The following is a 217-nucleotide window of genomic DNA, read 5'->3' on the forward strand; positions in this document are numbered from 1 at the left end:
ACTACGGCACCGGCAAGTGGGGCGGACAGGACCCCCGCTGCGGCGCGTACCTGCCGGTCATCCACGCCCTGCGCGACGACCTCACACTCCTGCACGTCCAGGACTACAACTCGGGCCCGATCATGGGCCTGGACAACCAGTACCACTCCATGGGCGGCGCCGACTTCCACATCGCCATGACCGACATGCTGCTCACCGGCTTCCCGGTCGCCGGCGA

The 217-nt window shown here is 68.2% G+C and carries 1 pseudogene; it reads left to right on the forward strand.

The window, feature by feature from the left end:
* Positions 1 to 217 (forward strand): annotated as a pseudogene (locus CCN44_RS47025) (chitinase); the annotation flags it as partial.

It is taken from the genome of Streptomyces tricolor, assembly GCF_002155905.1.
Classification (GTDB): domain Bacteria; phylum Actinomycetota; class Actinomycetes; order Streptomycetales; family Streptomycetaceae; genus Streptomyces; species Streptomyces tricolor.